At 62.5% G+C, this 15,200-nt stretch carries 18 protein-coding genes; 8 read left to right on the top strand and 10 right to left on the bottom strand.

Features of this window, described 5'->3' with window-relative positions:
- Window positions 1-92 precede the first annotated feature (92 nt).
- Window positions 93-530 (top strand): hypothetical protein, encoded by a 438-nt coding sequence (locus HOP59_RS20895; protein WP_010628058.1) that lies wholly within the window; start codon window positions 93-95, stop codon window positions 528-530.
- Between the two features lie 40 nt (window positions 531-570).
- Here HOP59_RS20895 and HOP59_RS20890 read toward each other — a convergent pair whose 3' ends face one another.
- The gene (locus tag HOP59_RS20890) at window positions 571-1,068 is read right to left on the bottom strand and encodes an Lrp/AsnC family transcriptional regulator (protein ID WP_234255466.1); all 498 of its coding nucleotides are present in this window, start codon (window positions 1,066-1,068) and stop codon (window positions 571-573) included.
- Between the two features lie 192 nt (window positions 1,069-1,260).
- On the opposite strand from HOP59_RS20890, the gene HOP59_RS20885 reads away from it, so the two are divergent.
- On the top strand, window positions 1,261-2,277 hold the full coding sequence (locus HOP59_RS20885; RefSeq protein ID WP_010628061.1) for a 1-aminocyclopropane-1-carboxylate deaminase: 1,017 nt from the start codon (window positions 1,261-1,263) through the stop codon (window positions 2,275-2,277).
- Here HOP59_RS20885 and HOP59_RS20880 read toward each other — a convergent pair.
- From HOP59_RS20880 to HOP59_RS20850, 7 genes are all read right to left on the bottom strand, one after another.
- Window positions 2,274-3,212 (bottom strand): peptidoglycan recognition protein family protein, encoded by a 939-nt coding sequence (locus tag HOP59_RS20880; protein WP_010628062.1) that lies wholly within the window; start codon window positions 3,210-3,212, stop codon window positions 2,274-2,276. The two genes, HOP59_RS20885 and HOP59_RS20880, sit on opposite strands and share 4 nt — an antisense overlap.
- Before the next feature lie 2 nt (window positions 3,213-3,214).
- Window positions 3,215-3,973: a DUF3307 domain-containing protein gene (locus tag HOP59_RS20875; RefSeq protein ID WP_010628063.1), complete on the bottom strand. Its 759-nt coding sequence runs from the start codon at window positions 3,971-3,973 to the stop codon at window positions 3,215-3,217.
- Entirely contained in the window at window positions 3,970-4,611 is a 642-nt protein-coding gene (locus HOP59_RS20870; protein ID WP_010628064.1) for a hypothetical protein, read from the bottom strand. The genes HOP59_RS20875 and HOP59_RS20870 overlap by 4 nt, the downstream gene beginning before the upstream one ends.
- Window positions 4,612-4,802: 191 nt before the next feature.
- Window positions 4,803-5,981, bottom strand: a complete 1,179-nt coding sequence (locus tag HOP59_RS20865; protein WP_010628065.1) for a vWA domain-containing protein — start codon at window positions 5,979-5,981, stop codon at window positions 4,803-4,805.
- Window positions 5,982-5,984: 3 nt separating this feature from the next.
- A complete protein-coding gene (locus HOP59_RS20860; protein ID WP_010628066.1) occupies window positions 5,985-6,839 on the bottom strand; it encodes an AAA family ATPase in 855 nt (284 codons plus the stop codon).
- A gap of 127 nt (window positions 6,840-6,966) precedes the next feature.
- On the bottom strand, window positions 6,967-8,169 hold the full coding sequence (locus HOP59_RS20855; RefSeq protein WP_010628067.1) for an MFS transporter: 1,203 nt from the start codon (window positions 8,167-8,169) through the stop codon (window positions 6,967-6,969).
- An 18-nt stretch (window positions 8,170-8,187) separates the two neighbouring features.
- Window positions 8,188-9,063 carry an NAD(P)-dependent oxidoreductase gene (locus HOP59_RS20850; protein WP_010628068.1) on the bottom strand — a complete coding sequence of 292 codons (876 nt, stop codon included), beginning with the start codon at window positions 9,061-9,063 and terminating at the stop codon, window positions 8,188-8,190.
- Between the two features lie 219 nt (window positions 9,064-9,282).
- On the opposite strand from HOP59_RS20850, the gene HOP59_RS20845 reads away from it, so the two are divergent.
- Entirely contained in the window at window positions 9,283-9,702 is a 420-nt protein-coding gene (locus HOP59_RS20845; RefSeq protein WP_010628069.1) for a VOC family protein, read from the top strand.
- Window positions 9,703-9,836: 134 nt separating this feature from the next.
- Here the strand turns inward: HOP59_RS20845 and HOP59_RS20840 are convergent, their stop codons facing one another.
- Window positions 9,837-10,409 carry a hemerythrin domain-containing protein gene (locus HOP59_RS20840; RefSeq protein WP_010628070.1) on the bottom strand — a complete coding sequence of 191 codons (573 nt, stop codon included), beginning with the start codon at window positions 10,407-10,409 and terminating at the stop codon, window positions 9,837-9,839.
- Between the two features lie 164 nt (window positions 10,410-10,573).
- Between HOP59_RS20840 and HOP59_RS20835 the strand changes: the two genes are divergently transcribed.
- From HOP59_RS20835 to HOP59_RS20815, 5 genes are all read left to right on the top strand, one after another.
- Entirely contained in the window at window positions 10,574-11,335 is a 762-nt protein-coding gene (locus HOP59_RS20835; RefSeq protein ID WP_010628071.1) for a metallophosphoesterase, read from the top strand.
- 22 nt (window positions 11,336-11,357) lie between these two features.
- Complete coding sequence (locus HOP59_RS20830) at window positions 11,358-11,969, top strand: glutathione S-transferase family protein (protein ID WP_010628072.1); 612 nt, start codon at window positions 11,358-11,360, stop codon at window positions 11,967-11,969.
- Window positions 11,970-12,217: 248 nt separating this feature from the next.
- On the top strand, window positions 12,218-12,640 hold the full coding sequence (locus HOP59_RS20825; RefSeq protein WP_010628073.1) for a heme-copper oxidase family protein: 423 nt from the start codon (window positions 12,218-12,220) through the stop codon (window positions 12,638-12,640).
- Between the two features lie 110 nt (window positions 12,641-12,750).
- On the top strand, window positions 12,751-13,032 hold the full coding sequence (locus HOP59_RS20820) for a DUF503 domain-containing protein (protein WP_010628074.1): 282 nt from the start codon (window positions 12,751-12,753) through the stop codon (window positions 13,030-13,032).
- 525 nt (window positions 13,033-13,557) lie between these two features.
- A complete protein-coding gene (locus HOP59_RS20815) occupies window positions 13,558-14,544 on the top strand; it encodes a patatin-like phospholipase family protein (RefSeq protein WP_234255465.1) in 987 nt (328 codons plus the stop codon).
- Between the two features lie 129 nt (window positions 14,545-14,673).
- Here HOP59_RS20815 and HOP59_RS23705 read toward each other — a convergent pair whose 3' ends face one another.
- A complete protein-coding gene (locus tag HOP59_RS23705) occupies window positions 14,674-15,033 on the bottom strand; it encodes a con-10 family general stress protein (RefSeq protein WP_010628076.1) in 360 nt (119 codons plus the stop codon).
- Window positions 15,034-15,200 lie beyond the last annotated feature (167 nt).

The raw sequence follows: 15,200 nt of genomic DNA, 5'->3' as shown, positions 1-15,200 counted from the left end.
CTGTGGTAATCTCCCGCCATTCTCCATGGCGGCGCCCAGGGCGGCAATCGCCCTCGACGCCGGTAACCCGACTTCTGCGGAGCATCCCTTCCATGAGGATCCTGATCCGTCGTGCCCTGACCGGCCTGGTGCTTGGCGTTTCCATCACCGCCCTGGTGGGCTGCGGTACCGTCTTCCACCCCGAGCGCAAAGGCCAGATGAGTGGGCGTATCGACCCGGTGGTCGCCATCGCCAACGGCGTGGGCCTGCTGTTCTTCATCGTACCTGGCGTGATCGCCTATGCCGTGGACTTCTCCAACGGCACCATCTACCTTCCCGGCACCCACGATACGGCCAGCGTCGATACGCTGATCATGGACGAAAACATGGACGTGCCGACCCTCGAGAAGCTGCTCTCCGAGAAGACCGGCAAGCGGGTCAGTCTCGACAGCGAGCTGCTGCGGGTCGAAGAGGTGGAAAGCCTCGACGAGGCCCTGGCGCTGGTGCGCATGGCCGGAGTGAATGACAAGGAGCGGTTGGCCACGCTGTAAGAGCAGAATCCACCATCGATCTACCGGGTGCCCTTAGATGCTATAGCGGCACCCGGTGGGTCGAAACCACTTCTTTCAGTCCCATGAACGAGCGGATCTGGCGCACCCCGGGCAAGTAGAGTAGTTGTTCGGCGTGCAGCTTGTTGAAGCTTTGGCTATCCCGGGTTCTGACCAGCATGAAGTAGTCGAACTCGCCGGTGACGACATGGCACTCCATACAGCCGGTGACGCGCTGCGCGGCCTCTTCGAAGGCAGCGAAGGATGCCGGCGTCGAGCGATCCAGCACCACCCCAATCAACACCACCATGCCGGCATTGAGCCGTTCGGGATCGAGGTGCGCGACGATGCCGCGGATCAGGCCTTCCCGTTTCAGCCGTTCGACGCGACGCAGGCAGGCGGGTGGGCTGAGATTGACCTCGGCCGCCAGCGCCACGTTGGAGATCGAGGCGTCCTGCTGCAGCCGCCTGAGAATACGCTTGTCGATGCGATCCAGCTCGACCGCAGTCGCGGAAGTGGGGTGAGTGGTCGTGTCGCGCAATTTTATTTCCTGCTCATGTCTATATACGGACTTATATTCGCAAGGAGCGAGAAAAAGCCTTCTTTGGTTTGAATAATCGACCCTGTTTTGCAACCAGGCAACTCTTTCTGACGAGTAGTATGAAAAAAGGTCAAGCTCCGGTGGCCGAGCGGACCGACCATTGCCATTTGCTTCGTCAGCAGGAGAAACTCCATGAACTTGCAGCGCTTTCCCCGATATCCATTGACCTTCGGACCGTCACCCATCACCCCGCTGAAGCGCCTCAGCGACCATCTTGGCGGTAAGGTCGAGCTGTACGCCAAGCGTGAAGACTGCAACAGCGGCCTTGCTTTCGGCGGCAACAAGACACGCAAGCTCGAATACCTGATTCCCGAGGCTCTGGAACAGGGCTGTGACACGCTGGTTTCCATCGGCGGCATCCAGTCCAACCAGACGCGCCAGGTCGCTGCCGTGGCGGCCCATCTCGGCATGCAATGCGTGCTGGTACAGGAAGACTGGGTCAACTACTCGGATGCCGTGTACGACAGAGTCGGCAACATCGAGATGTCGCGCATCATGGGCGCCGAGGTGCGCCTCGACGAGGCGGGCTTCGACATCGGCATTCGCCCTAGCTGGGAGCAGGCGCTGGAGGACGTGCGCGAGCGCGGCGGCAAGCCTTTCCCGATTCCCGCCGGCTGTTCCGAGCATCCCTATGGCGGCCTGGGCTTCGTCGGGTTCGCCGAAGAGGTGCGCCAGCAGGAGCGGGAGCTCGGCTTCAAGTTCGACTACATCGTGGTCTGCTCGGTGACCGGCAGCACTCAGGCCGGCATGGTGGTCGGCTTCGCCGCCGACGGCCGGGCGCGGCGGGTGATCGGCATCGACGCCTCGGCCAAGCCGGAGCGCACCCGCGAACAGATCCTGCGCATTGCCCGACACACTGCCGAACTGGTCGAGCTGGAAGGGGGGATCGCCGATGAGGACGTGGTACTGGATGCCCGCTACGGCGGCCCCGAATACGGCTTGCCCAGCGAAGGCACGCTGGAGGCGATCCGTCTCTGTGCGCGCCTCGAAGGCGTGCTGACCGATCCGGTCTACGAGGGCAAGTCGATGCAGGGCATGATCGATATGGTGCGCAACGGCGAGTTCCCCGAGGGCTCCCGCGTGCTCTACGCCCACCTGGGTGGGGTGCCGGCGTTGAACGCCTACAGCTATCTGTTTCGTAACGGCTAACTGTTGCGTAACGGTTGACTATGACGTAACGACGGGGCGAGGCCATCCAGCGCTGCTGGACGATAGCGCTCCAGCAGCGCCCACAGGATGGCGGCGGTTTCCGCATCCGGCGTGCCGCGATAGTCGCTTGGGCGGAAGCGCATCTGGAAGGCCCGCAGCACGGCCCGGGTTTCACGGTCCAGCTCGCCAGTCTCTTTCAGCGGATAGCCCCATACCCTTAGCGCCTCCTGCAAGACGCTCAGCGCTGGCGGCTGCGCTTCGAAGCGCGCCTGCCAGCTTGCTACTGCATCGTCTTCTGGCCACACCCCGATACCCGCTTCGTACAGTTCGCGCCAGGGGAAGCGCGGGCCGGGGTCGATCTTGCGGGTGGGCGAGATGTCGGAGTGGGCCACCACGTCGGCGGGGTGGATGCCGTGGCGTTCGATGATGTCCCGGGACAGCGCGATCAGCGCCTCGATCTGGGCGTCGGGATAGGGCGCCCATTGGATATCCACCGACGCTTCCGGGTTCTCTTCCAGCAGGCGTTCCACCTCGGCATAGGGGCGGTCGGGCCCGAGATTGACGATCTCGATGCCGATGGAGGTGTCGTTGATGTTGATGCGCCCCCGCCAGGCGCTGGCGCCGGCATGCCAGGCGCGGCGGTTCTCGTCGACCAGTTGATAGACTAGCGGCTGGCCGCGGTGGTCCCGCGGCGGCAGAGGCAGCACGTAATGGGCGCTGACATGAGGGCCGGTGAGCACGGCCAGCGACTCGGCTTCGTCGATATCGGTGTAATGCATCACCAGATGGCGCACTCGACTGTTGTGCGAAGGAGCTACCCAGGAGTGATCCACTACATAGCCGCTGCGCCGCTCAAGCTGTTCCGGTGCGGCGCAGCCGGCCAGCCACGCGCCGGCCAGGGCGATGCTCATGATGGCTGTCCAACGCTTCGACATGCTCAGCTCCCCTGTACCGCCAGTCGTATCAACAAACCGAGCACCATGGCAGTCGAGACGCTGAGCAGAGTGCCCATCAACACGTACTCGGTCAGCTTTCGATCCTGGGCGCCGCGCAGCTCCCCGAAGCGCAGCACCGACTTGGCCGCCAGCAGGAAGCCGATGGCGGTCAACTGGTCGAGCAGCACCAGGGTCAGCACCAGCACCCGCTCGGCCATGCCGATACGGGCGCCGGCGGCAATGAGTGTGCCCGGATTATCGATCTGGGCGCTCCAGCGCTGTATCACCAGGGCGATGACGATCGACAGCGGGCGGGTGACGAGCACGTAGGCGACGGCGGTGCCGAGCACCCGTGGCGTGAACAGCCACTGCCAGAACGCCACCAGCGGCTCCCAGTGGCCCAGCCAGCTCAGCCAGACGCCTATCAACACCAGCAGATGCAGCAGCTGGTCGAGCATGAACCAGCGCAGCCGCATGGGTGACAGATAGGCCTTGCCGAGGTCGATCACGGCATGGCTCACGGCAATCGCTGCCGCGCCACTCAGCACCATGTTCCAGGAAGCGCCAGTGGCCTGAGTCAGTGTGGCCGCACTCAGCACCGTCAGGGCCAGGGCGCCATGTAGCGCCGCGTGCAGGTAGAGCTGAGCGGAGCGCACCTTGTGCATGTAACGCGCCTCGACCCAGCGGCTGGGCTGCAGGGCGAAGTCACCGAGCAGATGGACCAGCACAAGCCCCAGCAGCAGCGAGAGATCGGCGTTCATCGTGGGTCGTCCTTGAATCGTTGGCCGAGATAGCGCAGATAGTCGTCGAGCAGTGCCCAGCGCGCGGCCCGCAGTCGCTTGTGCACGCTAGGCTGGCTGATGCCGAGCCGCTTGGCCAGCGCCTGCTGGGATTCCTCGTGCCACAGGCTGAGATAGACGGTTTCGGCGGAGTAGCGCGACCAGCCGTCGAGCAGATCGTCGACAAAGCGGGTCAGCAGTGCCAGACACTCGCTGTTGGGCTCCTCGACCAGGCTGAGCGCGAGGTGGGCCGTGCCTTCGCTCATGGTATCCAGGGTCTGGCCGGAGCGCACGAATACCTCGCCGCTGGCTTCGGTGACCCGCTGCCCGGGTTGCCAGGCATCCTGGCCGATGGCAACGGCAATGCGCGCATCCCAGCGCTGGTGCTCCTCCGAATGGCGAATCAGAGCCGCACGCAGCAGCACCGCCGCGGGCATGGCGACCGTCGGGTCGGGCAGGGCGATCTGGAACCCGTCGCCACGATAGCGCTCGCTCTGCCCGCCGTAGCGCACGGTGATCGCCTCGATGGCGGTATCGAGTACCTGAAAGAGCCGCTGGGGATCGCTGGCCTTGCGGGAGTCGACCAGGTCGCCCGTGAGAACGGCAATGCGCTGCGCCATAGGCTTGCTCTACGCGTCGGTGATGTCCTGATAATAGCCCTTAAAGGCTATTTTTCAACATAATAACCAAAAAGGGCTATAGCGAGTCCATTCGCCATTGTCGTTTGCCCGGGCTGGCCGAACAGGGTGGCCAGCCATACAAAACATGTATGAATATACAGTATATGGGTGAGCCAGGCATGGGGCAAGCATCAGCGCGCCAGATCGCGCATGGCGTTTTCGAGCCCTTCCAGGGTCATGGGGTACATGCGGTCGTCGATCAGCTGACGGATCAACTGGGTGGAGTGGGTGTACTCCCAGGCTCGCGGCGGCATGGGATTGAGCCAGGCCAGACGGGGGAACTTGTCGGCCAGGCGCTTGAGCCATACGGCACCGGCCTCCTCGTTGAAGTGCTCCACGCTGCCGCCGGGGTGTGTCACCTCGTAGGGCGACATGGCGGCATCGCCGACTATCACCACCTGGTAGTCGCGGCCGTAGGTATGCAACACGTCCATGGTGGGGATGCGCTCGCTGGTGCGGCGGTAGTTGTTGCGCCAGACACCTTCGTACAAGCAGTTGTGAAAGTAGTAGTGCTCCAGATGCTTGAACTCCGAGCGGGCGGCGGAGAACAGCTCCTCGCAGACGCGGATGTGATCGTCCATGGAGCCGCCCACGTCGAGGAACAGCAGCACCTTCACCGTGTTGTGCCGCTCCGGGCGCATGCGCACGTTGAGCAGACCGGCGTCGCGGGCGGTGTCGCGAATGGTGGCGTCGACGTCGAACTCCTCGGCCGCGCCCTGGCGGGCGAACTTGCGCAGTCGGCGCAGCGCCATCTTGATGTTGCGCGTACCGAGTTCGAGGGAGTCGTCGTAGTCGCGGAAGCGGCGTTCGTCCCACACCTTCACCGCCCGGCGGTGGCGTGAGCCCTGCTGGCCGATGCGAATACCCTCGGGGTTGTAGCCATAGGCACCGAAGGGGCTAGTGCCGCCGGTGCCGATCCACTTGTTGCCGCCGGCGTGGCGCTCCTTCTGCTCTTCCAGGCGCTTCTTGAAGGTCTCGATCAGCTGCTCCAGGCCGCCCAGGGATTCGATCTGCGCCTTCTCTTCCTCGGAGAGCTGTTTTTCGAACTCGCGGCGCAGCCAGTCGTCGGGAATCAGCGCCTCGATGGCTGCATCGAGGTTTTCCAGGCCGTCGAACCAGGCCGCGAAGGCGCGATCGAAGCGGTCGAAGTGGCGCTCGTCCTTGACCATCACGGTGCGCGCGACCTGGTAGAACGCTTCCATGTCGGCGAATACCACGCCGCGCTCGACCACCGCATGCAGGTCGAGCAGTTCGCGCAGCGATACCGGCACGCCGGCGCGTTTGAGGGTTTCGAACAGGCCGATGAACATGGCTCAGCGCCTCTGGTTGCCTTGGCGGCGCATCATGAAGGCCAGCCGTTCGAGCAGTTGGGTATCCTGCTCGTTTTTCACCAGGGCGCCGGCCAGCGGCGGGATCGCCTTCACCGGGTCGCGGTGGTAGAGCGCCTCGCGGGCCAGCTCGTCGGCCATCAGCAGCTTGAGCCAATCCACCAGCTCCGAGGTAGAGGGCTTCTTCTTCAGCCCCGGTGCCTGGCGCAGGTCGAAGAACACCTCCAGCGCCTGGCTCACCAGCTTCGGCGCGATGTCGGGGAAATGCACATCGACGATGGCCTGCATGGTCTCGCGATCGGGGAACTCGATGTAATGGAAGAAGCAGCGGCGCAGGAAGGCGTCGGGTAGCTCCTTCTCGTTGTTCGAGGTGATGACGATGATCGGCCGGTGACGGGCGCGCACGGTCTCGCCGGTCTCGTAGACATGGAACTCCATTCGATCCAACTCCTGGAGCAGATCGTTGGGGAATTCGATGTCGGCCTTGTCGATCTCGTCGATCAGCAGCACCACGCGCTCGTCAGCGGTGAAAGCCTCCCACAGCTTGCCGGGCTTGATGTAGTTCTCGACGTTCTGCACGCCCTCCACGCCGAGCTGGGAGTCGCGCAGGCGGCTCACCGCATCGTACTCGTAGAGCCCCTGGGCGGCCTTGGTGGTGGACTTGATGTGCCAGGTGATCAGCCGTGTGCCAAGCGAGCGGGCCAGCTCTTCGGCCAGCAGGGTCTTGCCGGTTCCCGGCTCGCCCTTGATCAGCAGCGGGCGTTGCAGGGTCACGGCGGCGTTCACCGCCTGCTTCAAGGCATCGGTAGCCACATAGGTAGAGGTCGAATCGAAAGCCATGGGTGCCTCGGCGTAGCATCGTGTAGGGGATAATCAAACGAGTGTACGGAAGGGCGGGGCAGGCGACAAATACAACGACGGAAACGCTCGCGTCCGCCATGACTCACAACGAGACGGGAAGAGGAGCTCAATCGACGCTGGGGCGCGAGGCGTGTCGCCTCACCACCAGCCAGGCCAATACGGACAGCGCCACCAGCAAGATCAAGGGCAGCATGGCCAGGTTGAGCGCCTCCCAGCCCAGCCGGTGGAACAGGTGGCCCGACATCAGTGAGCCGATGGCAACCAGCGAGAAGATGATCAGGTCGTTGATGCCCTGTACCTTGCCCCGCTCTGCCTCGCTATGCACGGTGGAAAGCAGCGCGCTGCCGCCGACGAAGAGGAAGTTCCAGCCGATGCCGAGCGACACCAGGGCCACCCAGAAATGGGCCATCGTCTGGCCCAGGTTGGCCAGCAGCACGGCAGCCGCAAACATGGCGGCACCGGCCAGCAGGATGCGATCGACGCCGAAGCGGGCGATGAGGCTGCCGGTGACGAACGAGGGTGCGAACATGCCGAGCACGTGCCATTGCATGATCAAGGCGACCTGGCTCATCTCGAAACCTGCCGCCCGCATGGCCAGCGGTGTGGCGGTCATGACCAGTATCATGATGGCGTAGCCCACGGCGCCGGCCAGCACAGCGACCAGAAAGCCCGGCTGGCTGCCGATCACTGCCATGGGACGGGAAATGTCGCCGGGCTTTGGCTCGCCGCTTGGCGGCACGCGTAGCTGAGTCAACAGGCCGATGGCCACCAGGGCCAGCACGGCAATCACCAGATAGGGGCCGCCCGAGGGCACCCCGGCCACCCAGCCGAGGGTGGCGCTGGCATTCCACGGCCCCAGGAAGGCGGCCACCACGCCGCCTGCCATCACCAGTGAGATGGCGCGACTGCGAAAGGCGGGGCTGGCCACATCGGCGGCGGCGAAGCGGTAGTACATGGCGAAGCCCTGGTAGAGCCCGAGCAGCAGATTGCCGGCGCAGAACAGCCAGAACGAGCCCGCCGCGATGGCCGCGAAGCTCAGCAGGCCACCGCCTACACCACCCAGAGCCGCGCCGGTGATGAAGCCCAGCCGCCGGCCCACGCTCTTCATGAACAGCGAAGCGGGCAGCGTGGAAACCACCGTGCCCACCATCATCAGCGCGATCGGTAGCGTGGCAAGCCCGGGGTCGGGACTCAGCTGATGACCCACCACGCCGCTCAGCGTCATCACGGTGATGGCGGCGATCATGAACAGAGTCTGTCCGGTGACCAGAATGGCTACGTTGGCTTTCTCGCGGGATGGGGCCGCCATGGGATGTCCTGGTTGCGCTTATCGTCGATAAGCTTTTACCAGCGTAGCCGGATCGTGCTCGGCGTGCCCGTGGCCGACGTGGGTGCGCATCAACTGTGCCGCCAGGCCTGTCATCGGTGTGCCGCTGCCGGCGCGCTGGCTCTGGGCCACGGCCATGTCGAGATCCTTGAGCAGGGTGCGCAGATGCCAGGCCGGGTTGTCGAACTCCCTTGCCGCCATGCGCGGGGTCAGAATCTGGAACGGCCTGGAGTCGGCGAAGCCGCCGGCCAGCGCCTCGGTCAAGCGCGAGGCATCCACGCCGCTGGCCTCGGCCAGGGCCACCATCTCGGCAATTACCGCCGCCTGACAGCCGACGATCATCTGGTTGCACACCTTGGTCACCTGGCCCGCGCCCACCGGGCCCATGTGCGTCACCCGCGCCGAGAGCGGAGCCAGCAGGGGACGTACCGCCTCGACGTCCACTTCCGCACCGCCGCACATGATCGCCAGGCTGCCGGCCTCGGCACCTGCCACGCCGCCGGAGACCGGTGCGTCCACCCAACGCATGCCGCACTCTTCTTCCAATCTCTCGGCAAAGAGCCGCGTTGCCGCCGGGTCGCTGCTGGAGAGGTCGACCAGGCGCTGTCCCGCGCGGCCATGCGCCGCCACGCCGCCGTCGCCGAACACTACCTCTTCCACCACGGCCGTGTTGGCCAGACACAGCATCACCACATCCACCCCTGCCATCAACTCAGCGATGGAGGTTGCCACCGTGGCTCCGGCCTCACGCAGTGGAGTGCACTTCTCCGCTGTGCGGTTCCATACCGTGACCATGTAGCCGGCATCGAGCAGGCGGCGCGTCATGGGGTCGCCCATCAGACCGATGCCGATGAAGCCGAGGCGGGGCTGTGTCATGTCGTTTCTCCAGAATGGGGGCAGGGAAGCGGAACACCTAGCATGCGCTATGGAAGTATTTTCCATCAAGCTGGTCACTGTATATCGCAGCGCAAAGTTCAGTGAACCGATCCGCATCGGGCTACGCTTCAAGGCAGCCACCGAAATGGAGCCGGTCCACTCATGGTAGGCGGCATTGACAAGCGCGGTCGCGCAAGAGGTGAGCAAGAGGGAAGTAATATGAGCGACACAAAGAACACACGTGCCAAGGTGATTCCCTGCCTACGCTATCGAGACGCGCCAGCGGCCATTGAATGGCTCTGCCATGTCTTCGGCTTCGAGCAGCAATTCGCGGCCGCCAACGATGATGGTTCCATAGCCCATGCTCAACTGACGTTCGGCAACGGAATGATCATGCTGGGGTCCGCCACGGACAGTGAGTTCGGGCGCCTGATGAAACAGCCGGATGAGATCGGTGGCGCCGAAACGCAGTGTGCCTATCTCATCGTTTCGGATGCCGACGCCGTCTACACCCGCGCCAAAGCGGCTGGTGCCGAGATCGTCATGGAGATCAAGGACGAAGATTATGGCGGCAGGGGCTTCAGCTGCCGCGACCTGGAAGGCCATCTCTGGAACTTCGGCACCTACGACCCTTGGTAAAAAGGCACTGCTTTGACTCGGCTATGGCGCCTAGCCGTTGATTGGGCAAGCAATTACGGCGTACCCCCAGACTTGAATTATGAGCGGACCATCCAGGTGCCTTGAATCAGGCACCTGGATCCGGCAAGTAATGATCAGCCGGTCATTCTTCCGCTGAGCTTGTCACGCAGGCGGTCGACCATGCCCACGCCCGCCCCCACGGTCTTGTGGAACAGTTCGGAGTGGGGCGCGCTGGGGTGAGGGCGGGTTGGCGCCAGCTGCTTGGCGTTCTCCACTTTCTTGCCCAGGTCGATTCGCTCTTCTTCGGGGAGACGCTGACGCAGTTGGGGGAACTGGTCGGCTTCCTCGTCCTTGGCATGGTGGCGCAGCAGTTCGTCCAGCTTGTGCACATGGTCCATGAAGGCCGGTTCGGCGGCGTCGGCATCTTCCAGTTGTTTCATCACCTGGACGATCTCGTCGTGCTCCTCCTTGTCGTGCTCGGCTTCCTCTTTGCCGTTGGGAATACGCTTCTCCATCACCGGATAGACGTACATTTCCTCGGCAACCGAATGACGCATCACTTCGGCAATCAGCGTATCGGTGAGCTCCCGGCGCTGCTCGGCGTCGGGGGAACGCTGGATCTGGTCCAGCAGGTCCTCCATCTCGCGATGGTCGAGGGTGAGAATATCGACGACGTCGTGTGTAGACGTGTTGGTATGCTGATTCATGAGACTCCCTCCATTGAGTCGTTGCGCCTTTTGCAACAGGCCATCTCAACATAGCCGTGAGTGGTCGTATCAGCCAAACCTGGCATAGCCGGGCACTACCGCCTTATGCTGAATCGCTCGCCAGGAGGCGGATCAACGATCCTGCGCTTCGAAAGGGAGGGGACATGCGACTCAGGGTGCTATCCGACCTTCATCTGGAACACTTCGATGAAGGGCGCGAATTGCCGGACGTCCCGGCTGATGCGGTGGTTCTCGCCGGTGACATTCACCGGCATGCCGAGGGGCTGAGCTGGGCGGCCGAGCGTTTCGCCGGGTTGCCCATTCTCTACGTGCCGGGCAATCATGAATTCTATGGCACCAGCATGCCGCTGTTGCGACAGGCCATGGCGTACGAAGCCGAGCGGCTGGGCATCGAGTTGCTCGACAATCGCTCACTGACGCTGGATGGGGTGCGCTTTCATGGCACGACGCTATGGACCGACTTCGCCCTGTACGATGGTGAGCCGGAACATGATCCTGAGCTGACCGAGCAGAAAGCCCTCTGGATGATGCCCGATTTCAGCATCATCGAACAGCCGGAAGGGCAGACCTTCAGCCCGGCGGAGAGTCGCCGGCTGCATGCCGAATCGCTGTCCTGGCTGGAGGCGGAACTGACCCGGCCCTTCGACGGGCCGCGGGTAGTGATCAGCCACCACGCTCCCTTGGCGGAGTGTATACCGCCGCGCTACCGGGGCGATGCGCTGTCGCCAGCCTTTGCCTCTCATCTGCCGAGCCTGATGGGACGTATGGAGCTGTGGATTCACGGCCACGTGCACGAGCCGGTGGATCGTGTGCTTGGCGGCACGCGGATACTGGCCAACCCAGGCGGCTACCCCGACGAGTTCGAGCCGCCGCTGTTCGTGAACGACTTGGTCGTCGAAATATGAGCGAGAAGAGGGAATGAGAATAATGTTCAAGGTCTACGGCGATCGTCGGTCCGGCAACTGCTACAAGATCCAACTGCTGATGAGCCATCTGGGCATCGAGCACGAATGGATCGATGTCGATATTTTGGCTGGCGATACTCGCAGCCCCGCGTTTCTGGCCAAGAACCGCAACGGCAAGATTCCGCTGCTCGAGCTGCCCTCTGGCGAGTATCTGGCCGAATCCAATGCCATTCTCGATTATCTAGCCCACGGTACCGCCTATCTGCCCGATGAGCCGCTGGCCATGGCGCACGTACTGAGCTGGCAGTTCTTCGAGCAGTACAGCCACGAGCCCTATATTGCGGTAGCGCGCTTCATCGCCAAATACCTTGGCCTGCCCGAGGAGCGCCGGGCGGAATACGAAGGCAAGCAAGCGAGTGGGTACAAGGCACTCGACGTCATGGAGCAGACGCTTGCCGCCTCGCCCTACCTGGTGGGGGAGACGCTCACCGTGGCGGACATCGCATTGTATGCCTATACCCACGTCGCCAAGGAAGGTGGCTTCTCGCTCGCTGGCTATCCTGCCGTGCAGGCCTGGCTCGCCAGGGTGGCTGCTCATCCACGACATGTTCCGATGGGCTCGAAGAACTCGTGACGTAGCCCATCAAAGCTAGTACCCAAGTATCCGATTTGGTGCCATAAAGAAATGGCGTACCCATGGTACGTGGTTGCGCCGTTTCAGCATTGGCAGCGCAGCCTGTCACCACCCTGACAATAACGAAATCAACCCGTCAACGGCAGGCGGTCTGCACCATCCTGTCCTCATGGAGGTTTCACATACTCCATCGGGGCCATGGCCGAGCCGACGTTGCCCGCTGAGCAAGGGTTCGTGGGAGAACGACAATGACCGGTGCAATGGCAGACAAGAAAATGGCCCTTCTGTGGCTGAAAATTGCGGTGGTGTATCTCCTGGTTGGCGTCATCTACGGCATCGTGATGGCCGCCAGTCATCAATATGTCTTTCGCAGCGTGCATGCACACATCAACCTGCTGGGTTGGGCAAGCCTGGCCCTGGCCGGTCTGATGTATCACTTGTATCCGGCTGCTGCGCGTAGCCTTCTCGGCCGACTTCACTTCTACCTGCACAACGGCGGTCTTCCGGTGCTGTTGGTATGCCTGCACTTTTACGCGGGCGGCATGCGACAGCTCGAGCCAGTGGTGGCATTGGCCTCGGTGATCGTTGGCTTGGGCATACTGGCGTTTGCGGTGAACGTCATGATGAACATGAAGGTGACCTTGCCGACGGGCAACGTCGATAGCGCCTGAGCGCGACGGCTGACGGTTGAAAGCGGTCTGCCTGGGCCTCATCTGGATGGGTGAAGCCGCATCGCTCTACTGGCCCAGGCGGGCCATCCATCGACAGGAGCCTCAGCCGCATGTTCATCGCCGTACTGACACTCGACGTTTCCCTGCCGGGCTGCGCATCGCTCAAGGAGAAGCGCCAGCGCATGGGTGGCATTCACGAGCGCTTCGGTCGTAATCCGGCTGTGGCAGTGTGCGAGAGCGGCCAGCACGATCGGCTCGAAGCAAGCGAGTGGACTTTCGTGGTGACAGGGAACGAGCGACAGAAAGTGGAGTCGCTGTGCAGTGAGATCGAAGACAAGTTGCAGCGCACGGTGGACGGCCGAGTGCTGAAGGTTTCACGCGAAATGCTGTAGATGAGTGCTTGGCATATGAAGGCACGCTGATTTTGCATTGCATCAAAATAAGTCAGCAGGCCATTTTTATGAGCATTGATGGTGCAGAAGGGAGTGAGCTGGCGGCGTATGGCACAAAGCCTGCGTACTGTTTTTCTTGCAGGTCTTTGTTTTTTCAAGAGTTCTGTAATTGTTGGCGCGGCTATCGCATTGTATTGAGCAACGAAGCAAGAAACCCAGTATTGAGTTACTAATTAGTACTGAGTAACCGATCAACGCTTCGGAAGGTCGGCAAGAACTGCCTTCTGAGCAACGTCGCCAAAGGCTGAACGACAGCGGGCGATATACCGATGTGAGCTGGCGTGCTCCACCTGACCCCCTTCGGGGGGTCTTTTTTATTTTTCCCGAGCTTGGGCGAACGTGTCGGCAAAGGCAATGCGACCTTGGTCGGTCGGTGGTGTTCTCTTTTCGTTGGCATGGTCTACCCTTGCGGAGCGGTATTCGCAATGCAGCAAGTCGCAGGGAGGTGACATGCAGGAAAGAATCATGCTCGTACTCAATGGCGGTGGCGCCCTGGGTGCTTACCAGTTCGGCGTTTATCGCACTCTGGTAAACCGCCTGGACGAACGCGCAAGGCGTGACATGGTTGTGGTGGGGGCATCGATCGGGGCGGTTAACGGGTATCTGCTGGCGGCGCACCACGCAGCTCCGGATGCGGGTGTGGAAGCCTTGGCAAGCTTCTGGCGTGAGGTGGCCCAACCCGCCTTGCCGTTCGTTCCATTCTTCGATGTCAGAAGCCAGCGCCTGAGCGCCACCCTCACCGGGCTCACTTTCGGCAATCCACCGGTATTCTCGGCCGTGCCAGGCGGTTTTATGATCGGCCTGGGTGGCTATCCTGCCACGGCGGGCTACGACAACCGCAGACTGGTCGAGACCGTGGCGCGTCATGCCGAGCACTATACGGCGTTGAGCGATGCCGGCCCTCGACTGATGATACGCGCCATCGATATCGAAGCGGCGGAACCGGTCTGGTTCGACAGCCAGGAGCAGCCCATCGTGCCCAGCATGATTGGTGCCAGCAGTGCGATTCCGCTACTGTTCAAGCCCGGGCGGCACGAGGGGCGGGCCTATTGGGATGGAGATGTCTGGCATCGCGGCTTGCTGCTGCCAGCTCTCGAACGCCTTTCGTCACCGAGGAGCGGGCAGCCGTGGCATGTCATTACAGTGGAACTGTTCAAGCAGACGCCGGGCATGCCGCAAGGGCTTGGTGAGGGCATGGATCATTTCAGGCGTCTATTCCTAGGCGCGCGCAGCGACGATGAAGCCCGCGAGGCGACCGAGCGCTACCCCGAGCTGCGCCTGACCCGCATCCGCCGTGATCCACATCCCGGTGAGAGCGCTTCGCTCTGGTTGACGGACTGGGCGCCAGATCGCCTGACATATCTGATCGAGCAGGGCGAGGCGGATGCACAGCGGGCGCTGGATTTGGCTCTTCCGAGCCGAAGCAGCCACAAGGTAAATGAGGAGCGCTGAAAATGATTGAGCTGCCAGGGTGGCCCCTGACAGCTCGTTCGATCCCGGCCGGCTACAAACCTATCTGCCTTCCTATAGCAGACTGAGCTCTACACGACTTCCCTGTCGCTTGCAGCCATCACCGGTATATCAGCGGTCTTGGTTCTTGCCGCCCTTGCGGCCTGCCTCGGAGGCCTTTTGCGGGTCATTGGCAAAATTGCCCCCGCTGTGCTGACCGCCTTTCTGGCCTGCCTCGGAGGCCCGCTGCGGATCGTTGGCGAAGTTGCCGCTGCTCTCCTTACCGCCTTTCTGGCCGGCCTCGGAGGCGCGCTGCGGGTCGTTGGCAAAATTGCCCCCGCTGTGCTGGCCGCCTTTCTGGCCGGCTTCAGAGGCGCGCTGTGGGTCGTTGGCGAAGTTGCCGCTGCTTTGCTGGCCACCTTTCTGGCCAGCTTCGGATGCCTTCTTCGGATCGTTGGCAAAATTGCCCGGATTCTGGTTGCGCTGTGCCATGTCAGAACTCCTTCTACATGCTTGTCGATTCAACAAGCGAAAACGTACTTCCATTTACCGGCTGTCCGGCGCTTCTGGCGTTTGCCAGCATGGTTAAACGTAGGAGCGCTCAACCGGCATATCAAGCCAGGTCGGGTATCCTAATGCTAAGAAAAGTTGTTGTTTCT

This window comes from Billgrantia aerodenitrificans, assembly GCF_021404405.1.
GTDB lineage: Bacteria > Pseudomonadota > Gammaproteobacteria > Pseudomonadales > Halomonadaceae > Halomonas > Halomonas aerodenitrificans.
This window is presented reverse-complemented; position numbering and strand designations above follow the sequence as displayed.